Source organism: Dyadobacter sp. AC419, from assembly GCF_979253085.1.
This window is the reverse complement of sequence record NZ_CEEDCD010000026.1, coordinates 1-14,145: the sequence shown is the minus strand read 5'-3', so window position 1 is coordinate 14,145 and position 14,145 is coordinate 1. Positions and strand designations below refer to the sequence as shown.

Below are 14,145 nucleotides of genomic sequence, written 5' to 3'. Positions count from 1 at the left end.
ACCGGCATTTGCAGGACATCACGCGAAAACCTAGCAACTAAGGTTAGCTATTAATTACTGTTTTGTTCGATATCCAAATTGTGCTGTTACGTCATACGAGGTAAATCCTTCCTCATGACTTCGAACAGTTGTTTCAAATCTAGTTAATGTTTTATTTGAATAGTATGATGTAACCAACATTTTTCCATCATAAAACTCAGAAATGTTGGAACTTTGATAACCCATAGCTATTATTTCCTTTTTTAATATATTAAATGATCTTGCATCATAAGTTCCATAGCTTATTTTTATTTCCTCTGAGCCTACCGAAGAGTTTAAATCTGCTGTAATCATGAATGTTAAATTTTCATTTTTATTATTCACAATTTTAGTATAAAAATAACCCTCTCTTACTTTGTAGTTTCCTGGAAGATCAGGTTTTAAAGTTCTATAAAATCGAAAACCTTTTTCTAGCGCATATATTTCAAAATCATCATAATTTACTGAACGAGCTAATTTGCCTAATTCACTAGCTGTGCATTGCTGACCAATGGAATTAAAGCTAATAAGGCTAAATAAAAGTATGTATTTATAAATCATGTATTTTTTGTATTATTATAATAATCTATTGGAATTAGCTATAAATGTGGTTTTGATCGTATTTAACCTAGATACTATTTGTTTTAATTTGTTTTTTGTAGCTTTATTATCATTAGTAAGTTGTATTATATCTAGTAGCATTGTTTTTATAATACTTTCTAAATTTTTGAGATCAGGAAAATTCATTGTTTCAGAATCAATATATTCTCCTATTGGTTGAACTAGGAACCTGTCTATAACATGGTGCCCATTTCCATACTTGTTCATTTTTTCTCGAAAATCATTAAGATATTTCTGCCAGGCATCATTAATATTATTTGGAATATTTCGGTTCTCAGAAATTGCATTTAATTCATTCATAACTTTTTGAAATCCTAATCTAATATCTAGCCCTTTTCTATCATTTATTTCTACTGATTTATTTAAAATATTTTCTATATTTTTCCTTTTCTTCATCTATTTTATCCACTGTATGGAATAGTATACTCTATCTCTATATTTTGTCCATTGAACCTATTTATATATGAATGATAATAATCTTCTTGGTTGATTTTATCTACAATTCTTATTAAATCATTAGCAGGATAAAGGCTAAAAATCTCAAATCTATATAAGTCTTTATCCAAGGATGCTATTGATTTTTCAAGTTGTTCTATCGTGTATTCTAAAAAACGGCCTGATCCAGATAAAAGATAGGCAAGGTATTTAAGTTTATCAGTTTCAAGTTGAGTTTTAACTTCCTCATTTTTTCTTTTTTCTTTTTTTTGCTGTATAAAAAATATTATCACAGGAGATGCAGCTCCTAAAAATGCTCCCCAAAAGTCACTATTTCCACCAATAAATTCACCAGATTGAAAATAAAAATCAAACATATTTGTTTATTTAAACCGCTTAACCTAAGAGATTTTATTGTCCGTTGTTGAGCTGCTTTTGCTGGCCGTCTGGTCTACCAAGTTCAGCAAAATTAATACCTGTAACTTTTTTTACTGATCCTTTTATCTCTTCATTGAAATTAACCCAATCTTCTCTATTAGCGGGGTAGTAAATTGCTCTTTTTTCTACATGCGCTTTCAATATATCATCCCAAAATGGTAACCGTGGGATCAAAAATTTATGGCCATCTATAAGAGTAATTATTGATTTATTTTTACCGACTTCTTCATTTGTCAAAAGCCGACGTGCCATAGGCTGCTCGTTTATAGATTCAGTTTTAGACCAGCTTGATCCGGAGCTACTGCTGCTGCCAGTTGAATAGCCTGATGATGTGCCTGATGAGCCGCCTTCATTGTATGACTGACTTTTCACAAAGGACGTAATTGTCGTTTCACCTAGATATTCAGACAGGTATTTTTGTGTATGAAGGTCATATATACCGAAAAACTGTCGTAACCTGGCGTTCGACAAAAATGTGCTTGCACCATGCTCACCATAGGTCTCAATCAGTTGTGTAAGAGACTGTATAAAAATCCAGACACTAATATTCTGACCGCGGCCAAATGCAAATGCGCGTTGAACGTCTGTCATTTTGCCTAGAATTGCAAATTCATCTAAAAGGAAATTAACTCGTTTGTTAGGCCTATAATTACAAGCTTTTAAGCAAACCCCTACGACAAGGCGAAGCCATCTCAAGTGAGAATTGATAAACCGCTCAGGCAGGCATAAGTAGACGGTTGTCTGCCCGTTGGTTAATTGATACGGATCAAAATCGTTTTGTTCGAGGGAAGCCCGAAGTTGTACACTTTCCAAGAAAGTAGTGTTATCCTGGGCAGTGGCAAAAATGGAATCGAGCGTTTTTCCACCTTGAAGGGATGTAAATTCTCCAATGCCGGATTTTACGAGTTCGTCGCATGCTATGTTTTCCTGCATAGAAAACCATAAAGCACTGCGTTCTTCTTCCGAAAATCGTAGCCACCGGTACAACGTTCCTAGATGCTGCTGTTGTTCAGGCATTGCAGTCATTAAATGCAGCAAATACGTTTTGATTAATGATCGCGCTCGACTATCCCAAAATGGGTCGCCTTTATGTGGATTGTCAGGCACTAGCATTTCGGCAATAACACCGCAGCTTTCCGGCATCTCATCCGGATTTCCTTTAACAAAAGCTAATGGGTTAAAACCGGATGGCTTTATATTGTGCTGTGCATTTAATCTTTTCTGTTCATTCCACGGATCAAGAATAACAACGTTTTGGCCTCTAGACTTCTGCCATTGCGCTGTTATCAATGTATTTTCACCTTTTGGGTCTAAGACAAACCAAGAGTTACAAGGAATAGATAATAAATTAGGAAGAATTAGACACACACCTTTTCCTTGCCCTGACCCTGCAACAGTGATTCCGTGCATCAATGTTTCAAGATAATTGAAAGCATTGCCCCCTCCAAAATAGATCCTTCCAGGAGATGATGCGTTGTTGTTCATTATTTCATGTGAAAAGTGTCCGTCAATTTTCTGTCCAACGTAAATTGGTGCATCCCAATTAGCAGATCCATGCGTTGTTAGTGTGTTTTTTTCCCAAACCGGCATGGGTGGATAAGGATCAATTGGAACTGTTTTAGAAACTGGTAGGGGTGCTGGCTTTTTCCGTCGAACAAACCACACAATGCATATTAAAACAATAAACCCAATAATATAGTAGAGTATTTTACTCTGCGGTTTCTCTTGAATATATCCCGAGCTTTCATCCAGAGTGTATCTCTTGTAGAATTTGTTGAAGGTCGTTTCATAAGTGTCGTTAGGAACCTGTTTGGCCGCACTCAGTAATATAAAAAGTCTCAATGGCTGTGTATTGAAGCGATAATCTATCATAGCTTCCCCCAAACACCGGTATGTCCATCAAATGAACCCTTGGTTTTCTCATGGATTTGGACAATTTCACCTATCGGGATTTTGATCGGCGTTCCACAGATGACATATGCAGGTGTATTGTCTGAGACGATCTCATAATATTCGCTACCGCCTGATACGTTGGTAAATCTCTGTGGCTCGGCAAGGCGGCCAAGTCGGGGAACATCACCGCAAATCTGACCAAAAGACGACTGAAAAATTAAAGCAAGAAAAAGGGCGTAAATTATTTTCATGTACCTGGGATTGAGGAAGATCGAAGTTAATGTTTTTCCCTCCATTTCTTTATTTCACGGTGAAATATTAATCGGCTTTAGCTTGCCCGAATCGATTCAATTATGTAATGTTGTTAACGGTGTGAGTTGGTTTCACGCAAGACATGTTTTGTAATACATAAACTCCGAGCTGACGCCGGGTTTATGTATTACAAAACGTCTTGTCAGAGGGTCAAGGCTGCCGCCCTACCCCCTGAACCCCCTACCCGCTTTGCGGCAGTTAAAAAGAAGAATAATCTTATGGCGAGACCCACCAAACCTGCCGCCGTGAAGCTGTCCAAGCTTGTACAGTTCCGTGTAACGGACGCTGAGCTTTCACAGCTTGATGAAGCCGCTGCCGCTTCCGGAATGACTGTGGCCGACTTCTGCCGGTCACATATCCTAGGAAGCAAGCCCAGGCGTAAGAAGATCGATCCGGAGCGTCAAGCCCAGATCGCGGCCTTAGGCACGTTGGGAAACATCCGGGCGGATATTAACCAGGTGCTAAAAGACCGTTTTGCCTACAAATTCGTCAAATCAAAAGCCGTTGATGACGTTTTTGCCGCTATCGAAGCCATCGCTGATAAAATCCAAGGCAATTTAAGCGATGGTAATTAAAGGTCGCAGCCGGGGAAATGGCGCACAGCTCGCGGATTACTTGCTAGGCAGCAGGGAGAACGACCGGGCGCAGGTGCTGGATGTGCGAGGCACAAGCCGCCCCAACGACCTTAAAAAGTCGCTTTTGGAAATGTCGCTTAGTAGTGAGCTGACAAAGGGTGTGCATGGCCTTTACCATGCACAGATCAACCCGGCCATAGGCGAAGATCAGCCCATGAGCCAGCAGGATTGGCTACGCGCTGTTGATATTTTAGAAGAGCATTTGGGGTTCGGCGGACAGAAGCGGGTGATTGTGCTGCATGAGAAAAAAGGCCGAATTCATGCCCATGTAGCATGGGAACGTTACGACCATGACACAGGGACGCTAATTAAAGATGGGCAAAACTATAAAAAGCATGATGCAGCTCGTGAAGAAATAGAAAAAGTGCTTGATCACCAACAAACCCCACAGCAACGCGAACGACCCAATAAACCTGACATTAAACAACAATTATTAAATCTTTGGAACCAGAGCCAAGACGGCCACAGCTTTATACAGGAAGCTGAAAAGGCAGGTTATCAAATTGCCATTGGCGATGACCGCCGGCCGTGGCGTGTAATTACGCCGGATGGTGAAAGCCTTGACCTAGTCAGGCAGCTCGAAAGTGTCAAAACCAAGGATGTTCGCGAGCGCCTGCAACCTATCCGGAATGAATTAAAAACCGAGGCCGAAGCCCTGGAAATTACACGGCTTGCTGTGCAAAAAGAAAAGGAACACGCACAGCCAGAACCTGTGCAGCCCGTCAAAGGTCGTGACCTATCAGAAAGCCAAGACCTTGCCCAAGCAATGCTTGACCGGCCAAAGGCGAAAGATGAACACGCACAGCCAGAACCTGTGCAGCCCGTTAAAGGTCGTGACATATTAGAAAGTCAAGACCTTGCCCAAGCAATGCTTGATCGTCCAAAACCGGAAAAAGAACGCTTTGTAGGGGCTTCCTATACAATTACTGTGACGCAGCCTCTTTTTATTGCCCCCGATCCTGTGCAGGAAAAGCAGCCAGACAAGCCGGTAGAAGTATCAGATAGTCAGGTGATAACTGAACGCAATCGAAAAATGAAAGAGTTTTTGGAACAATCCAAGGATCAAACGCAGCAGCCAGTTCCCAAGTATTATAATCCTGTCACTGGGCAGGAACTGACCAAAGAGGCATACGATAAAATGCAGGAATTTATAGACCGGCAAAAACAAAGAGCCGAAAAACAGAAAAATCGTGATCGGGACGGTTATGAACGCTGATTATAAATCAGGAGCATGGAATTTTAAGTCAGGAGCATAATGATGCATCCAATTGAAAGCATCGTTTAGCCGATCTTGGTCCGTAAGCCAGGGGCGGTTCATAAATTCATAGAGGTAATGAACCGTAAATTGGCGAGGCCACTGGTTTACAGGGGTCGTTCCTTCGGCCAGATCATGCACTATACCCCAATAAAACTGATCATGTATGTTATCATTAATAGGTTTTCCGAGTGGCTTATTCATGGATAAGTTGATTTTAAGTGTCATGATTGCCCCCTTGATTATCAATATATAATACATAACAAACCTTTTTTCAATATGGAAGATCAATATTCAGAGCTTTTAAAACGGCAGGAAAAAGAGCAAATTCAATTTGCTGAAAAATGGGATGTGGATAGAAAGCAGCTCAGGGCAATGGGTAAAAGTGAAGATTTAGATAAAGTAAATAAACACTTTACAGAACTATCTAAACAGTTGAACGCCAAGCATGAAAAAGAAAGGGAGGACTATTTCAAGCCTAAGGAACAGCCGAAATTCAAGCATCCTATCACTGGGCAGGACATGACCAAAGAGTCATATGATAAAATGCAGGAATTTATAAAACGGCAAAAAGAGAGAGCCGACGACCAGAAAAGTCGCGACCGGGGTGAACGTGATCGAGGTGAACGTGATCGTTAAAATTAGTGCCAAGATTGTTTTACCTGATAAGCATCAGCATAAACAACAATTATCCCCGGCCTGTGGCCTTCCTCGCGGATCAAAATTCTTATTGACACTGCCGCTTAGTATCAGGCTTTTTGCATCCATGCACTACATTACGGCTAAAACCTACCATGCTCCTGTCACAGGCCAGGACATGACCAGAGAGGAATACGAAAATTTTGGAAAGTCAAAAGTCGCGAGAACAGGATTGGATAAGCCAAAGCCGTGGGGCTATGACCACTAATTTCACTCCACCCCTAGTGATGCAGTTAAGAAATACATATATTTTATCTTTAAGACAGTACCTTTGAGCAGATCAGTTTAGCATTACTACTCTCAATGGACAAAGAAGAATTTTACACCCAACTTTTTCTAGCACCAATTCAAAAGTGCAAATCATACAGGCCTAAGTTTGGCGACGGACAAAATGAAGAAGGGGTTTCGTTAGAAAAATTCCACAAGTTATATGGCTCTGATCCATTTTATTCATGGATAGGTCTTGACTCAGGTTTAATGTACGCGGCTCATAAAGCGGCAGGCGGTATGACTTCTATTTATCGTCAAATAGGAGTTGGTTGTGAATTGCTATTTAGAGAAATTATTAAAGACACAACAGAATATTTAAATCCCTTATATGCAACATGGTCATATACAGCAAAAACATCGGGAGGAAAAGAAAAAACATTGCACTTAGATGGTAGGTTAGAGTTAGGTCAAATTAGAAATAAGGAGCTTGAAATTCGATTAATTGACTGGTTAAAAGTATATTGTAAAAAAATAAATGTTGAAGTTATTCCACCAAATGGAGTGGTATTTGAAGTTCGACAGGGATATAAAAGTAAAGATAGTAAAAGACAGAATGCTGATATAGATAATGCTACTGTTGCATGGGCGAACGGATATTTGCCTATTTTTGCAATTTTTTCATCTCAAATAGATTTTGATTTAATATTACGTTACACCAATAGCCGATGTGGTGTAATGATAGGATCAATTAGCAAAGATCCTACAATCTCGCTGTTTGCCTTTTGTGAACAAGTTCTAGGATATGACCTAGCGGCTTTTTTTGAAAGGAACTCAGTTACAATCAAACAGGAAATAAACGAAGTTTTATCAGCATTATTAGACACGAATGGAGCCATTAATTGAAAGAAGATCAGAATATACATTTAAATATAATGCAAACCTTGGAAGGCATGGGTGGTTAAGACTAACTCCTGCTTACGGTGTTAAATTGGTGCAGGAAATTATATTCAAAAAAGGATATAAAGGAGCAAAGATACTTGATCCATTTTCAGGAACAGCAACAACAGGATTAGTTGCTTCAGAAATGGGTTTTGATGCAACGCTTTTTGATATTAATCCTTTTCTTATTTGGCTTGGTAATACAAAATGTAGCCACTTTCAAAAAGATGAGCTAGATTCACTGGAAATAGTTGTAGATAGTATAATTAACTCTTTATCAATAACTAATGATAACTGGCTTCCACCAATATTTAATATTGATAGATGGTGGTCACCTAAGACATTAAATTTTCTATCCAGCCTTAGGAGTAAATTAGTTGACCGTTTTGGAGAACCTTCAGGTGATTCACTTAACAATTTAGTATGGATTTCTTTTAGTAGAATTGTTATAGAAACTTCAGCCGCGGCATTTAATCACGTATCAATGTCTTTTAAAGAAGGTCATTCAACTTTTGAAGATGATGTTTTAAAAGAGCTATTTTTACAGATTTTCAAACATATCAAAAAAAGTGCATCCATACCTGTTAAGGGTAACTCTAAGGTCTTGGAAGGAGATTCCCGAGATTTATCAAAATGTACAGATGAAAAATTTGATTTAATCGTAACGTCTCCGCCCTATCCCAACCGAATGAGTTACATTCGAGAACTTAGGCCATATATGTATTGGACTAGATTTTCTTGAAGAAAGCATCCAAGCTGGTGAATTAGATTGGTTAGCTATTGGTGGTACCTGGGGCATTGCTACAAGCCGATTAAAGGACTGGGAAGCTATTAATAGCAATTATTCCAATTTGTTAGAACAAGCATGTAATGAGATCAAGGGTAAGCAGGATAAGCATGCAATGACAATGGGACAATATGTTCACAAATATTTTGATGACTTGTACGAGCATATAAAGAATATTCGTCCGCTTTTGAATGCTAATGCGTCTGTAAATTACATTGTAGGGAATTCATCTTTTTACGGAGTTTATGTGCATACGGAGGAAATATTGAGCGATATATTAAGGTATTTGGACTTTTCAGAGGTAAGTATTGAACCTATTAGGAAGCGAAATTCTAAAAAAGGACTCATAGAGTTTAACGTTTCGGCAGTCTGGAAAACTCAACAGTAATTGTTGAGTTTTCCATTTATTGTTACTATATAAACGTCCATTAACACAGTAACAAATGTTATTTTTCATGACTGTAATGCGGTAAAATGGCATTCAAGCTATCTCGGGAATATTAGAACTGAAATTAAGGAATAGTGTCTTGCCCTTTGCTGTTAAACTTTTCACTTGCTTTTTCTATGGTTTTTGCAGCATCTTCTGGCGTCGAATAACCAAGGCAAAAAGATAAAATAGCAACCATCCCAATTGTCAAAAATATAGTTGCTTCCCACTTGGTGAATGCTAGGTGAAATGTAATTATAGTGCTAATAAGCAAACCAAAGTCCAGAACGGTTAAAATTCGGAATGCAGTTTTGTCAAGAGATGCAGCATATATAACACAGTTGGCAATGAGAAACAGGATCCCTAAAATTGTACAAAACCAAGCGCTAAGTCTCTCTCTTTCAGTATTTAAGAAGAATTGCTCTTTTTTGAAACCGTGATTAATGACCAGATTGTCAAATTCTTTGGATGTCCCCTCGAATCCAGGTAATTTCATAACTAATTTATATCAGAAGGGTTTTTGACAATTTTTTCAACATCCTCTTTGGACTTACTATCCGTCCACTCTTCAAAATTATTTTCTTTTATAATGAAGATTTTCTCCGGATCCATAAACAAGTTTGTTCCATGGAAACTAACATTAGAATTTGTAGATATGAAGCTTTGTTTTTGGCTCAATAAGGCCTTATACAAGGTTGGATAGGTATAGACCTGGTCTTTTGATTTACCATTGGGCTTGAAATTAACTACTAGTAGAGCTCCTTCAGAACCACAGTTATAGATATCAATGTCAAGAAGGATACCAGGCTTGATATAGGGTGCTATTCGCTTACGAAAATTAGCAGCATATCTTTTTATAATATTAATATTCAACTTGTAATAGTTTAAGGATAAGGCTCATATGAATAGGCAATTAACATCTCTTCGAGCCATTTTATTGGAGAGTAAAACATACAAACATACAAATATTTAAAAGATACATGCAAAAAGCAGTTGCCTATTATCGAGTATCCACCGATCGACAAGGAAAAAGTGGTTTAGGGCTTGAAGCGCAGCAGCAGGCCGTAGGGCAGTTTTTAACGGCTCAGGGTTATGAGATTGCCGGGGAATACATCGAAGTTGAATCCGGACGTAAAAACAAGCGCCCGCAGTTATTGGCCGCCCTCTCCCACTGCCGAAAAGCGCGAGCAACTTTAATTATTGCGAAGCTCGACCGGTTAGGTCGGAACGTTGCCTTTATCTCAAACCTGATGGAAAGCCGGGTAGAATTTAAAGCCGTTGACAATCCCCACGCCAGCCGGGTCATGCTACACATGCTGGCCGCCTTTGCAGAGCATGAAGCAGAACAGATCGGCACTCGGACAAAGGAAGCTTTGGCCGCCGCTAAGCGTCGGGGTGTTGTCCTGGGGAAACACGGGCGGGAGGTTTTAAGCGGTCAGAACCGCGAAGCCGCAGCACAGTTCGCGGAGCAGATGCAACCGATTATAGAGAGCTTAAAAGTCGAAGGCTTCACAACCATCCGGGCTATTCGTGATGAATTGAATAGCCGAAACGTACCAACATACCGAAATAACGGCCAAAAGTGGCATATTCCCAATGTATATGCACTTTTAAAACGCATCTATTGACAGTTGTAAATATACATGTATATTTACAACTAAATTTAGAATAATATAAACAACAAAAAAGGGTTCTACATGATATATACAATTGCTGGTATCAAAGGCGGCACAGGCAAAACGACCATTGCAACCAACCTTGCGGTTTTGCTGGCAAGCAAAAAGCGGGATGTGCTTTTGGTCGATGCAGATGATCAGGGCTCCGCAACGGATTTCACCGCGTTTAGAAACCAAGCATTAGATGGGGTTTTAGATTATACGGCTGTTAAGTTGACCGGTATTGACCTAAATGGCCAGGTCAAGCGCATGGAGCCCAAATATGATGATATTGTTATTGATGTGGGTGGCCGAGATACCGTTAGCCAACGATCAGCCCTAACAGTATCACATGTAGCCCTATTCCCCTTTGCAGCCCGGTCATTCGACATCTGGACATTAAATCCTGTCAGTGCCTTGCTGAAAGAGGTGCTACCATTCAATCCGGGGTTGCTTTGCCTATCTTTCATTAACAAAGCAGACGCCAGAGGAAACCACAAAGACGATGCAGCAGAGCTTTTGAAAAGCTCGGATAATCTTATGTTCCTGGATACACCAATTGGAAATCGTATAGCATTTGGCAATGCTGCGGCCGAAGGATTGGGCGTCATTGAGTTGAAGCCGGTTGATGAAAAGGCAGTTGCTGAAATTCAAGCACTTTATCAGGGAATTGAACAAGTTATAAAAGGCCGGAAAGCAAAAAAATAAAACTTATTTAGGTTGTGTATTTACAACTAAAAATACAACAGGATGAACAACATGGCAGCGCCTAAGAAAAAAAGTAAATTGTCACTTCCTCCGACAGCTCCGATAGCGGAAGACACGGCTATGAGAGCCATGATTGAAAAAGGCGGTGCGGTCGCAGCAAACGGTACACCAGCCGCTCCGGCTCCTACCGACGAAGACAAATTGAAGTCTTTCACGTTTAAAATCTATGAAAGCGAACTGTCTAAAATTAGGGAAATACAAGACAGAATGCCAAAGCGGGATAGAATGTCCATTCATGACTTTGTGTTGGCAGCAGTGCAGGAGAAAATAAAGAAACAATACTAACAACTAATTTTAGTTGTAAATACTGTTGTGTATAAAGTTTTGAAATAGGAACCGTGAAATGGCGAAAAAAGACGATAAGGACAAGAAAAACACCATTATTACAGATCGTCTTGTCAAAACGGCATACGAGCTGGCTACGGAAGATCAAACAAGCCAAGATGTGGTCTACATTTCCGCGCCGTTGTGTCATACATTTTTGCCGTACTCAAACCCAGGGGATGATGTCGATTTTTGGCAGCGTTCACATGGCAATTTTCATTTGAGTGTCCAATCAACAAAGGTTTTTAATACTGAGACAGGGAAGCCCGAACAATTTGGATTGCCATATGGTCCGAAACCCCGCTTTATGCTGGCTCTGCTTAATACTGTTATCTTTAATCAGAAATCCCCGGAAATCCGGCTAGGGAACAGTTTAACGGATTTCGTCGGTCATCATTTGGGACTAGATACAGGAGGCCGCACGATCAACGAGGTTAAAAACCAGCTTGCTCGGTTGGCAACATCTATGATCAGTGCCACATATCGGCTTGAAGCTGGCCACACCTACCACGATAATTTAAATTTGATACGTGGCTTTGATGTCTGGTGGACAAAGGATGCAAACCAAAGGCATCTTTGGGGTAATTACATCCGATTCAGTGACGATTATTTTAATGATATTATGGAGCACGGTGTTCCAATTGACAAAAGGGCTTTAAGTGCTTTATCCGGCAATGCGCTTGCCTTGGATTTGTACGCTTTTTTAGCTCACCGGTTGCATTATATCCCCGCAAATAAGCCGCTTTCTATCTCATGGAAGGCCATGAAAGACCAATTTGGGCAATCTTATAACCGGATGGATCATTTCAAGGAAATGTTCCGGAAAACGTTGAAAATGGTCAAAGCGGTTTATCCAGATGCAAAGATTGAGGAAAAGGATAATCGGGGCTTAATCCTAAAAAATAGTCAACCACCAGTTCCACCCAAAACCTCAATTATCATTCCTAGAATTCCTGGGCTGGAAGGGGAGGCAAGGCCGCCTTTAATCCTGCCGGATGGGGTGCAGGGGTTTGACAGACTGAATTTAAAACAAGACCCAAACAGCATGTCGGAGCGAAAGGCAAATGAAATTATTCGGGAGGTTACCGGGCAATGGGATGGAGTTAAAAATGCCAAGTACAAGGATGTCAAAAAGCGCACCTCAAAGAACAATAAAGAGCCTTAAATCACGGGCGATTACCGGGTATTTATATATAAATACTTATAAATCAAATAGTTACAATAATGAATTTTAATTTTTGTTGTTTATCCACGGGCACTTACCGGGGATTTTCGCAAAATGTGAATAAGTCGTTTTTATGACCAGTTATCCACGGGCACTTACCGGGGAACATCACGGGCACTTACCGGGGAATATGCCCAAAAATCACGGGCACTCACCGGGCGAAACAATTAATAAAAACAATTAATAAAAAACAATTAAGATCAAGCCTAAAATGTTAACAACTACCGTGTGAAATATTTTTAAAAAGCGGAGTTCGCTGCGCTCACGGTTTTTTTGTTTTTACCGTGAGAAAAAAAAATAGCCTGGGAACTAATGTTTTAGTTATTGGTCTGGTGATCAGGATCGAGTAGGGTAGGCAGATGTTATTTTTATTTTCTCACGGAGCCGCGCAGCGGTAATTTTTTTGAGCCAGGTATGAAACCGACAGATTTTAAAGAACGTGTCGCAAATGCAAAGCGTAATGCTGATATCATGCAAGTGATAGAAAGCACTGGTGCGCGGCCGGCTCACTCAAACCCGGCCAAAGGTGAATATACCTATCATGCCCCGTATCGAGAGGACATTGATCCAAGCTTGAAGATAAACGTTCGCCTGCAAAAATTCATTGATTACGGAATGGATGGTTCAGAGGGCGATGTAATCGAATTGACCCGGCGAATTTTCGGTAAAGGCGATATTAACGCTATGCCGTTTTTAAAGGCTCTGGAGTGGCTTGAAGGGTTTTCCGGTGGGGTAGTGGCTCCGGCGGCTGTTCAGCCTACTCAGCAGGCCAGGAAACAAGCCACAGAGGTGTCCCATGAAGGCGACCGATATAAATTTATCAAGGCAACACCGATTAGTGCCAAAACTCATCCTAATAATTTAGCCTACATAACCGAAATAAGGAAAATAGGTTTAAAGATTGCGTCTCGCTATCTGAAAGCAATTACCTACAAGGATAATGCGGCTCCGGCAGACGATCCATTAAAAGGTTTCCGCTATGGCATTGGTGCTGAAAACGATTCCGGAGGCTACGAGGTTAGAGCCGCCAGCTTGCACAGCAATTTTAAAACATCCATCGGCGCAAAAGACGTAAGCAGTTTTGACGGTCATCCAGCAGCAACCGTCGGGGATATATTTGAAGGGCGGTTTGACTTCTTAACACGACTAGAAATCGCAGGAGAGAGTATTAATTATAATCCAACCGTTGTGTTAAATTCTGGCCGTCTTGCAGCTCGTGCCGCCCAAATTATCAAAAAGCGTGAAGATTGGCAGCATATAAGGCATTGGCGGATCTGGCAGCACAATGATGATGAAGGCCACCGGACGACACAGGTCTTTATTGGGGAATTGGGAGATGATTATAAAATAGGGACATTGAACCACCTATATGAGGGGTTTAATGATTTAAATGAGTGCTGGATAAATGCTTCACCTGAAATCAAAAGTATTTTGGGTGCGCAGATTAGGGGCACTTCACCGAATGTTTCCAAGGCATACGAACTACATCAACAACCGCAGAACA

19 protein-coding genes are annotated in these 14,145 nt (G+C 40.3%); 11 read left to right on the top strand and 8 right to left on the bottom strand.

Annotation, left to right across the window (positions count from 1 at the left end; all coding sequences use genetic code 11):
* Positions 1-54: 54 nt before the first annotated feature.
* Genes AC0IYG_RS24790 through AC0IYG_RS24770 form a run of 5 tightly spaced genes read right to left on the bottom strand, consistent with a single transcriptional unit; the run spans position 55 to position 3,656 of the window.
* On the bottom strand, positions 55-579 hold the full coding sequence (locus tag AC0IYG_RS24790) for a hypothetical protein (RefSeq protein WP_471713755.1): 525 nt from the start codon (positions 577-579) through the stop codon (positions 55-57).
* A 15-nt stretch (positions 580-594) separates the two neighbouring features.
* Complete coding sequence (locus AC0IYG_RS24785; protein ID WP_471713754.1) at positions 595-1,035, bottom strand: hypothetical protein; 441 nt, start codon at positions 1,033-1,035, stop codon at positions 595-597.
* A 5-nt stretch (positions 1,036-1,040) separates the two neighbouring features.
* On the bottom strand, positions 1,041-1,451 hold the full coding sequence (locus AC0IYG_RS24780; protein WP_471713753.1) for a hypothetical protein: 411 nt from the start codon (positions 1,449-1,451) through the stop codon (positions 1,041-1,043).
* Between the two features lie 34 nt (positions 1,452-1,485).
* Positions 1,486-3,384 carry a type IV secretory system conjugative DNA transfer family protein gene (locus AC0IYG_RS24775; RefSeq protein WP_471713752.1) on the bottom strand — a complete coding sequence of 633 codons (1,899 nt, stop codon included), beginning with the start codon at positions 3,382-3,384 and terminating at the stop codon, positions 1,486-1,488.
* On the bottom strand, positions 3,381-3,656 hold the full coding sequence (locus AC0IYG_RS24770; RefSeq protein WP_471713751.1) for a hypothetical protein: 276 nt from the start codon (positions 3,654-3,656) through the stop codon (positions 3,381-3,383). Before AC0IYG_RS24770 ends, AC0IYG_RS24775 begins: the two co-directional genes overlap by 4 nt.
* A 183-nt stretch (positions 3,657-3,839) precedes the next feature.
* On the opposite strand from AC0IYG_RS24770, the gene AC0IYG_RS24765 reads away from it, so the two are divergent.
* Together AC0IYG_RS24765 and AC0IYG_RS24760 are read left to right on the top strand one after the other, a co-directional pair.
* A complete protein-coding gene (locus AC0IYG_RS24765; protein ID WP_471713750.1) occupies positions 3,840-4,292 on the top strand; it encodes a plasmid mobilization protein in 453 nt (150 codons plus the stop codon).
* Positions 4,282-5,568 (top strand): relaxase/mobilization nuclease domain-containing protein, encoded by a 1,287-nt coding sequence (locus AC0IYG_RS24760; protein ID WP_471713748.1) that lies wholly within the window; start codon positions 4,282-4,284, stop codon positions 5,566-5,568. Before AC0IYG_RS24765 ends, AC0IYG_RS24760 begins: the two co-directional genes overlap by 11 nt.
* Here AC0IYG_RS24760 and AC0IYG_RS24755 read toward each other — a convergent pair whose 3' ends face one another.
* Positions 5,569-5,835, bottom strand: coding sequence for a hypothetical protein (locus AC0IYG_RS24755; RefSeq protein ID WP_471713747.1), 267 nt, complete (start codon positions 5,833-5,835; stop codon positions 5,569-5,571).
* A 51-nt stretch (positions 5,836-5,886) separates the two neighbouring features.
* Between AC0IYG_RS24755 and AC0IYG_RS24750 the strand changes: the two genes are divergently transcribed.
* The 4 genes from AC0IYG_RS24750 (at position 5,887) to AC0IYG_RS24735 (ending at position 8,197) form a co-directional block, all read left to right on the top strand.
* Positions 5,887-6,246, top strand: a complete 360-nt coding sequence (locus AC0IYG_RS24750; protein ID WP_471713746.1) for a hypothetical protein — start codon at positions 5,887-5,889, stop codon at positions 6,244-6,246.
* A 91-nt stretch (positions 6,247-6,337) separates the two neighbouring features.
* Positions 6,338-6,514 (top strand): hypothetical protein, encoded by a 177-nt coding sequence (locus tag AC0IYG_RS24745; RefSeq protein WP_471713744.1) that lies wholly within the window; start codon positions 6,338-6,340, stop codon positions 6,512-6,514.
* Between the two features lie 95 nt (positions 6,515-6,609).
* Complete coding sequence (locus AC0IYG_RS24740; protein WP_471713743.1) at positions 6,610-7,419, top strand: hypothetical protein; 810 nt, start codon at positions 6,610-6,612, stop codon at positions 7,417-7,419.
* Positions 7,403-8,197, top strand: a complete 795-nt coding sequence (locus tag AC0IYG_RS24735; RefSeq protein WP_471713742.1) for a TRM11 family methyltransferase — start codon at positions 7,403-7,405, stop codon at positions 8,195-8,197. The genes AC0IYG_RS24740 and AC0IYG_RS24735 overlap by 17 nt, the downstream gene beginning before the upstream one ends.
* Positions 8,198-8,754: 557 nt before the next feature.
* On the opposite strand, the gene AC0IYG_RS24730 is transcribed toward AC0IYG_RS24735, so the two are convergent.
* Positions 8,755-9,165, bottom strand: coding sequence for a hypothetical protein (locus tag AC0IYG_RS24730; RefSeq protein WP_471713741.1), 411 nt, complete (start codon positions 9,163-9,165; stop codon positions 8,755-8,757).
* A 2-nt stretch (positions 9,166-9,167) separates the two neighbouring features.
* The gene (locus AC0IYG_RS24725; protein WP_471713740.1) at positions 9,168-9,542 is read right to left on the bottom strand and encodes a hypothetical protein; all 375 of its coding nucleotides are present in this window, start codon (positions 9,540-9,542) and stop codon (positions 9,168-9,170) included.
* Between the two features lie 107 nt (positions 9,543-9,649).
* Here AC0IYG_RS24725 and AC0IYG_RS24720 point away from each other — a divergent pair, with 107 nt between their 5' ends.
* The 5 genes from AC0IYG_RS24720 to AC0IYG_RS24700 all read left to right on the top strand — a co-directional run.
* Positions 9,650-10,297 carry a recombinase family protein gene (locus AC0IYG_RS24720; RefSeq protein WP_471713739.1) on the top strand — a complete coding sequence of 216 codons (648 nt, stop codon included), beginning with the start codon at positions 9,650-9,652 and terminating at the stop codon, positions 10,295-10,297.
* A 69-nt stretch (positions 10,298-10,366) separates the two neighbouring features.
* A complete protein-coding gene (locus tag AC0IYG_RS24715; RefSeq protein ID WP_471713738.1) occupies positions 10,367-11,032 on the top strand; it encodes a nucleotide-binding protein in 666 nt (221 codons plus the stop codon).
* Positions 11,033-11,074: 42 nt separating this feature from the next.
* Positions 11,075-11,377: a hypothetical protein gene (locus AC0IYG_RS24710; protein WP_471713737.1), complete on the top strand. Its 303-nt coding sequence runs from the start codon at positions 11,075-11,077 to the stop codon at positions 11,375-11,377.
* A gap of 58 nt (positions 11,378-11,435) precedes the next feature.
* On the top strand, positions 11,436-12,581 hold the full coding sequence (locus AC0IYG_RS24705; protein WP_471713736.1) for a replication protein RepA: 1,146 nt from the start codon (positions 11,436-11,438) through the stop codon (positions 12,579-12,581).
* 474 nt (positions 12,582-13,055) lie between these two features.
* A partial coding sequence (locus AC0IYG_RS24700) for a hypothetical protein (RefSeq protein ID WP_471713735.1) occupies positions 13,056-14,145 on the top strand: 1,090 nt, incomplete at its 3' end.